The sequence below is a fragment of the uncultured Dialister sp. genome (assembly GCF_900541605.1).
In the GTDB taxonomy this organism is placed as follows: Bacteria; Bacillota; Negativicutes; order Veillonellales; family Dialisteraceae; genus Dialister.
On sequence record NZ_UQKJ01000098.1, the window covers coordinates 1 to 7,314 of the forward strand.

Annotated in this window: 7 protein-coding genes; 3 read left to right on the forward strand and 4 right to left on the reverse strand. The window is 49.9% G+C overall.

What is annotated here, in order from left to right:
- Window positions 1-259 precede the first annotated feature (259 nt).
- Window positions 260-1,006, forward strand: coding sequence for a class I SAM-dependent methyltransferase (locus QZR21_RS07110; RefSeq protein ID WP_296974620.1), 747 nt, complete (start codon window positions 260-262; stop codon window positions 1,004-1,006).
- Window positions 1,007-1,875: 869 nt separating this feature from the next.
- Window positions 1,876-2,550, forward strand: coding sequence for a TetR/AcrR family transcriptional regulator (locus QZR21_RS07115; RefSeq protein ID WP_296096643.1), 675 nt, complete (start codon window positions 1,876-1,878; stop codon window positions 2,548-2,550).
- 264 nt (window positions 2,551-2,814) lie between these two features.
- Here the strand turns inward: QZR21_RS07115 and QZR21_RS07120 are convergent, their stop codons facing one another.
- The 4 genes from QZR21_RS07120 to QZR21_RS07135 form a co-directional block, all read right to left on the reverse strand.
- Window positions 2,815-3,357 carry a flavodoxin family protein gene (locus QZR21_RS07120; RefSeq protein ID WP_296096645.1) on the reverse strand — a complete coding sequence of 181 codons (543 nt, stop codon included), beginning with the start codon at window positions 3,355-3,357 and terminating at the stop codon, window positions 2,815-2,817.
- Window positions 3,358-3,362: 5 nt separating this feature from the next.
- Window positions 3,363-4,172 (reverse strand): ABC transporter permease, encoded by an 810-nt coding sequence (locus QZR21_RS07125; RefSeq protein WP_296096646.1) that lies wholly within the window; start codon window positions 4,170-4,172, stop codon window positions 3,363-3,365.
- A complete protein-coding gene (locus QZR21_RS07130) occupies window positions 4,156-4,977 on the reverse strand; it encodes an ABC transporter ATP-binding protein (protein ID WP_296096648.1) in 822 nt (273 codons plus the stop codon). The genes QZR21_RS07125 and QZR21_RS07130 overlap by 17 nt, the downstream gene beginning before the upstream one ends.
- 523 nt (window positions 4,978-5,500) lie before the next feature.
- Entirely contained in the window at window positions 5,501-6,067 is a 567-nt protein-coding gene (locus QZR21_RS07135) for a TetR/AcrR family transcriptional regulator (RefSeq protein WP_296096793.1), read from the reverse strand.
- Window positions 6,068-6,190: 123 nt separating this feature from the next.
- On the opposite strand from QZR21_RS07135, the gene QZR21_RS07140 reads away from it, so the two are divergent.
- On the forward strand, window positions 6,191-6,832 hold the full coding sequence (locus QZR21_RS07140; RefSeq protein WP_296974625.1) for an MBL fold metallo-hydrolase: 642 nt from the start codon (window positions 6,191-6,193) through the stop codon (window positions 6,830-6,832).
- The last annotated feature ends 482 nt before the right edge of the window (window positions 6,833-7,314 follow it).

Genomic DNA, 7,314 nt, shown 5'->3' on the forward strand with positions numbered 1-7,314 from the left:
TTGCATGAAAATACATGTATAATCGGACTCTGCGAATTAATCAGCGCTTCCCTAGTCCCCCTTATGCCCCCGCTTCAACGAGCGAAGGGAGTTGAAGCCACAACCCGGTGAACGAGTGGCGGCGATGTTCACCCACCACCCTTAGCCCCATCCCCCCGGGCAGCCCGTCATCCAACCGGAGTTCCCCATTTCCCCGCCTCCAAAGTTCGAGTATAATAATATATAAGATGAATCATAGTAGAGTAAGGAGGTCATACCCATGAAACTGCCCATGAAAAATCCAGCCCTTCTCCGTCCCGGTCCCAAAACGGAAGGATACCTGCTGTCCGCCATGAACCTGTGGAATACGCCCCTGTCCCTGTGGGGCCTGTCCCAGGTCCACATCCCCAAAGATGCGGAAATCCTTGACATCGGGTGCGGCGGGGGTAAGACCATTTCCCGTCTTTTGAAAAAAGCGCCGGAGGGCCACGTCTATGGCATTGATTCTTCCTTCCGGGCTGTCGATTTTTCCTGGCGCCTCAATGAAGAGGCCATCCGGGATGGGCGCTGCCAGATTGTGGAGGGATCTGCAGAAGCCCTCCCCTTCGATGACAACTGGTTTTCCCTGGTCATTGCAGAGGAGACCTTCTACTTCTGGAAAGATCCTGCTGCCTGCCTGAAGGAGATTTACCGGGTCCTGAAGCCGGGAGGCCAGCTCCTTCTCCTTCATTCCAAAGGAGCCCTGCCGCCGGATAAGATTTATGAAAAACTGATTCCCCATATGAAGGTGTACCGGCCGAAAGAACTCAAAGAATACCTGGAAGAGGCAGGATTCCGCAATGTGGATGTCCATTCCCGGCTGAGTGCTCTTGCAATCACATCGGTGAAGCCTCTCTCGGTACTGGACCAGGCAAAGAAGCGGCTGAAACTCTCCTCTTCCATTCCCTATGGCAAGCTCACCGCTATCGCCGTCAGTGCCGCAGCCCTTGGCCTTGCTGCCTACGGCGTTTCCAGAAAGGGAAAATAAATTCCCCAACCCATGATTTTCTGCAAAATCCGGAAACCAACTACAGCATGGGATGCAGCCTTCATTAATGGTGTATAAATCTTTTGCGTAAACTTAAATTTTATGATTGACATTTCTCACAGAATTTTCTATAATAGATTTATTCTAGAATCTGTTTCGCAGGTTCTAGAATAGGGGCATTTATTTGTCCCAAAGGTATTCTTTCTATATGGTTCCGGTTCCCGGGATTAGCGCACCTCGACTGTATGGAAAGAAAATGAAAGAGCGGGATCCCCCTAAGTCCCGCTCCTTTCCTTTATATATTTTTACATTTGCTATTGGTTTGCATATCTCAAAAATTATAAACAAGATTCACATACTGTATAAATAGAATGTTGTCCCTGCCACCAAAGGCCGGGCTATATTAGTTCCCCCGGGTCATTTTCTACAGGTTCGACAATATGGGACTGTTTCCATGGTCCCACCATAGATAGGACAATATTATTTACATCACTTTTTAGTACATTTTGCGTTTGACAATAGGGGTAATAGTCTTTTATAATAGTCCTAAGTTAGGGGTTCTATTTTTATGTATCCTGCAATATAGGGGACACAAATCTATGCCAAGATAATTCGATTTTCAAAGCCTGGGCAGTTCAGGGTGTCTGCCAAACAGCAGATGTTTGCCTTATGGCGGTAATGTCGAAAACTTTCCTTTACAGAGGAAAATCTGTCTCCTGTATAAACATCCGATAACTTCCTGTTCTTCATTCGCGGGGGAGTAAGCATGGAGGGAAAAAAATGCACCCCTGTCTGACCGCAATGGTAGAGCGGCCGATTCATCGGTATGTCATCAGGATAAAAATTTTTAGGGGAAAAGCGAGGTTACTATGGCAAAGTCAGAAAAAAGAGCAGTACATATGAAGGGGATTCGGAGCAGGATTCTCAGAACTGCGGAGAATCTGTTCCTGGAACAGGGATACAAGACGACCACCATTCGCCAGATCGTACAGGATTCCGGAATCACCTCCGGAAGTATCTATAATATATATGAAGACAAAGAACACCTCTTTGCTGCACTGATTGATGAATTTCTTGATGATGCTGCAAAGCGGGTAGGTGAAGCACTGGCAGACAAGACTCCGGAGCAGCGTCTTGTTGCTTACATTGCCATGGAGCTTTTCTACGTGGAAAAGAATCCGGTTATCCGGGAAATGATGTATGCCGCCCATACATCTCCCATGATTATGGAAAGCGTCATTGAAAACCATGCCTATCTGGCACGGGAAGTATGGGACGCCCGGAGGCACACAAAGATTGAAAGCCTCCACACCGCTATTCTTCTTGCGGAAGGTGCCGTTTCTTCCTACGTTCTCTGCTTTGATTTCTCCGAGAAACTGGACTACAGCTCCATTCGGAAACGGGTCATGTTCTCCATTCTCCAGACCATGGGCCTGGATACCCGGGAAACGAACAGACTCATCCAGTACATGGAAGAAAATAAGGACCTCTGGCTGGACCTGGCAGAACAGGTGCTCCACCACTCCGATGAAGCCGATAAATAAGACAATCCAAAAAGAAGCCGTAAACGAATCGTTTACGACTTCTTTTTATATGCATGAAACCAATGCGGTTTTGGATTGGATATGATCTGCCGCCTCTTCAAAGCCCTTCTATCCCCAGCCTTTACCACCCCCTTCTCCAGGGATAACGGATAGAGTCATCGATACGCCATACGCATCATAGGGCGCTCTATGAATTGTGCGTTGTTCCTTCACCCCTGGCTGATGTCCCTTTTGTATATCCCCCTATACGCTGCCTCCCTTCTTTCACACCGCTCTTCCCATGGCTTCTGCTTCCGCCAGCTCCCGGTGACCCCGGATGGTGCCGTCAGCAGTGGTTCTTCCGGCAAAGATGACGCCTCTCAGTTTTGCCTTATTGAAAACCTTCAGCCATCCTTCGACGCCACCGATGGCATGCTGGGGTGTATCCTTTTCTCCGGATTCCGCCGTGGTGAGGAGGTATACATCCCGGAAATCATAGTCCGCCGTATAGAGGCAGTTCGTCCGATCCAGTAGGGTCTTCATCTGCCCGCTCATTTCGTAGTAGTAAATGGGCGTTGCAAAAACGACCACATCGGAGCGGCGGATTTTCTGTACCACTTCCTCCGCATCGTCACTGTTCACCACGCAGCTTTTTGTTTTAAGGCAGCCCCAGCAGCCGATACAGAAACCGATCCGTTTTCCTGCCATAGGCACAAATTCCACTTCATTTCCCGCTTCTTCCGCTCCTTTGGCAAAGGACCGGGCCAGGATATTGGAATTTCCGTGAAGCCTCGGACTGGTACCGATAATCAATACTTTTTTACCCATCGAAATTACCTCCCATTCTGCGATGATGCCATATGGTGGAACCGGCGAAAGCCAAATCCCGCCATGAGGACTGTGGAAATAAAGAGCCCCAGAAGGCTGAAATACAAGGGCATGCTCACCAGCTGGGGCATAGTGACATAGCGGAGCGCCTCATTGGCATAGACCAGGGGATTCAGCAGGACCAGGACCTGGAAGACAGGCACAGAAGACAGGGCTCCCCAGCTGAAGAAGATGGCTCCCGTGAATACCAGGGGCATAAGAAATCCGGGAAACATGGCTGCAATTTCCATAGGCTTCACAATGGTGCCCACCAGGAGTCCCAAAGAAGCGGAAGCCAGGGCAATAAGCAGGAGCAGCGGCACAAGGGCCAGCACCGTTTCTACGGTCAGCACCAGATGGAGCCCACTTCCCATGAAGAGGAGAGATACCGGCAGCACCAGGAGTCCCCCGATGAATGCCTCGATAATCCCCACCGCCATCTTGGCCAGGGCGATGAGATTCACCGGCACCGGCGCCTGCAGGCGGTCCTCGATTTCGTGGCGGTTATTGAAATCCATGGTAAAAGGAATGGCCGTGCCATGGATACCGGTGATGAGGATACTCATGCCCACCATGCCCCAGAACATCTGGGACTGGAAATGGTCCGGCATCATGCCGATGGCCGGAAGGATATAGCCATAAATAATGATCAGCACCGCCGGCAGCATCATGACCCGGAAAATGAATTCTCCCTTGTCCCGCCACTGGGCTAAAAGATCCCTTTCTACCATGGCTGCAAAAACGGAACGGTAATACCTGCTATTGAACATCTGCATTAAGCCCCTTTCCTGTAAGATACACAAACACATCATTCAGATTGAACGGACTCTCTCCATCCGAAGCTGCTCTTTCCGGCTCGTGGTGAGAAAGGACCGTTTCCTCAGGAACCAGGGCCTTCAATTCCCGGCTCGTTCCGAAAGCTTTGATTTCTCCCCCATTCACAATGGCAATGTGGCGGCAGAACCGTTCCGGTTCCTCCATATAATGGGTGGTGAGGAAAATGGTGGTGCCCTCCCGATTCAGCGCCAGCATCTGTTCCCAGAGAATTTCCCGGTAGTTGGGATCCAGCCCCGTAGTGGGCTCATCGAGGAAAAGAATCTCCGGCCGATGCATGATGGCCCTCGCTATCTTCAAACGCTGGGACATGCCGCCGGAAAAGGAGGATACCCGGTCATCCCGACGCTCCCAGAAGCCAAACTCTTTCAGCAGTTCATCGGCTCGGTTGGAAGCCTCTTTCCGCTCCATTCCAAAGTACCGCCCGTGAAAAAGGAGGTTTTCCCTTGCCGTCAGGCTGCGGTCCAGATTATTGTGCTGGGCCACCACCCCAATTTTAGCGCGGGCTCTTACCGGGTCCTCCCGCACCGATTTCCCATCCAGGAAAATCTCACCGCCATCCGCCGCCAGTCCGGTGGTGAGCATGGCGATGGTGGTACTCTTCCCGGCCCCATTGGGTCCCAGGAACCCAAAGATTTCTCCCCTTTCCACCTGGAAAGAAATCCCCTTCACCGCTTCCACGGGGTGCCCGTTTTTCTGGAGAAAGGACTTCCTTAAATTTTTCACATCCAATATTACATCATCCATGGTCCTGCTCCTTCCCTGAAAGCCAAATCCCTTCGACTTTAGATTATTCTACATTTCTCTTATTATAGATATGATATTTCTAAAAATAAGGCTTCCTGGAGATTCCATTTCCGGAAGCCATGATGGAGGACTGCCTTCTTGTCCCCGCGTCTTTATTCATTATATCTTATATTCGCGATATGTCAATTTATTTTACAGTAAAATAGTCGGAAAGTAAGAAAGTGGGTTAGTGGGTTGGTGAAATAGTGAGAAAGGTTGATTTTCACCGGATGATCTAAGGAAGCACTGATTCATTCGCAGAGTCAGATTTCATAAGGATTTTTATGCACTGCTTCGTCATAACTCTCCTTAAATAGCTCGCTATTCGCGTCGAGTTATTCCTCGCATTGCATAAAAATCCAAGAATAAAATCTGACAACGATTTAATCAGTGCTTCCTTAACGATATTTTTAAACACAGGAAAAGGAAGCTTCCCGTTCATGGTAAGCTTCCTTCTTGCCTTTGGAAATATGGTGGTTATTTTTCAATTCCCCTGACTTTCATCAACCTGCACATCCCGCAGGGTGAAAGCCCCTTCCGGCCGGAATGACAGGGCAATGTCTGTCATTTGGGCCGGTGTTTCTCTCATGCCGTGATCCATCCAGAGGCAGAGGTTATTATAGATACCGCCGATGTGATAGGAAATCATGAACCGATCCCTGAGAGACAATTTCCGGCCCGGATCCGTGAGCCGGAAGCACCAGTTCAGCACATCCAGCAGGAGGTAGGACAGGCCATTCTTGTGCATGAGGAGCAAATCATGTCGATGACCATAAAAGGTACTGAAAATCTGCTGCATATAAGCATGAAATGTCCGGTCGGAGCCCGTCCGGTAAGCCTCCTGGTATTCGTTCATAATAGTCATCAGATAGAACCGCAGGATATCTTCCTTACCGGAGAAATGGCGGTAATAGCTGGAACGGTTCACCCCCGCCTTGTCTGCGATTTCCCCGATAGAAATACTGCCATAGTCTTTTGTCTCCATCAGTATCAGCAGCGCCTCTGTCAGGTACTGCCGAATCTGCTGTCCCGTCAGGCCTTTGATCCGCATAGCCACAAAATCCCCCTTCTGTTGCAACCGCCCTCTGGGGCCTTGATAAAAGAAACAGTTGTTGCTATCATGATAGCGTAATCGTTCAATAAAAGCAAGCAGCATCCGATGGAGGCCTTTAAAATGAAAGCAATCAGAAATAATCTCTACCAGTTTTCCCTGTACATTCCACCCATGGACTTTACAATCCATCAGTACCTCTTAAATACGGACCCGGCCATTCTCTTTGCCGCCGGTACGGTGCAGCAGGCAGCAGCCATCCTGCCGGACCTGAAAACCATCCTTGGTAAAAAGCCCCTCAAATACGTCTTCGTCTCCCACATGGAATCCGATGAAGCCGGAGGTCTCCGGGTACTGCAGAAAGAATACCCGGACCTTACCGTCATTGCCGGTGCCATTACGGCCCGGGAACTCCCAGGCTACGGCTACACCGGGAAAATGATCACACGCCGCAGCGGCGAGTCCCTGACTGATGGGGATCTTTCCCTCTCCTTTATCGACTACCCCTCCGAAGTGCACCTGCAGGATGGCCTTTTGGCCTGTGAAAAGAACAGCGGCATCCTCTACTCGGCGGACCTTTTCCTGCGCTTCGGCAACGGCATGGGCCAGGTCATCCGGAAAGACTGGCACAGTGAAGTAGAACACATCGATACCCAGCGGGTCCCTAATGAAGAAGCCCGTAAAAAACTGCAGCAGCGCCTGGAATCCCTGCATCCTGCCTTTCTGGCCGTAGGCCACGGCTATTGCATAGACTGTATGGGATAAGAAATAAAACTTCCCGACCCGTATGGAAGAGAAGTCCTACGCTGACAGCCCGTTCGCAGCGGGAATCGTAGATGGGTACCGGATGGAAGCGCCGCAGGCTGGCCTGGTAAGCTGATAGATGTAAGCCTCTCTGCCAGTCACGGGCTCCCATTTCCATTCCCATTTATTAATAAACCATTAAATATCCGAAAACAGGTTGTGATTTTACCCCCGAAAAGGCATTTTAATATATGGAGGGGTAAATCAGAGGCTCTCTTAAGAGCTGGTGATTTTCACAAAAGTATGACTTCCTTCCCAAATCCCAGGCAGGGAAAAAGGTCAGAAAAGAAAATCTCCCGTTTGCGCAGGGGCTTCTCCTATCCCCCGCTCCCGTCCGGACAGAAGCGGTCAGCAGAATTCTGCAAAGCAGTACCCAGCTTCACAAATGCGAAAACACGGAATATCGCCACTACATATCTCTTCACCGAACGGCAGGCTTTGAC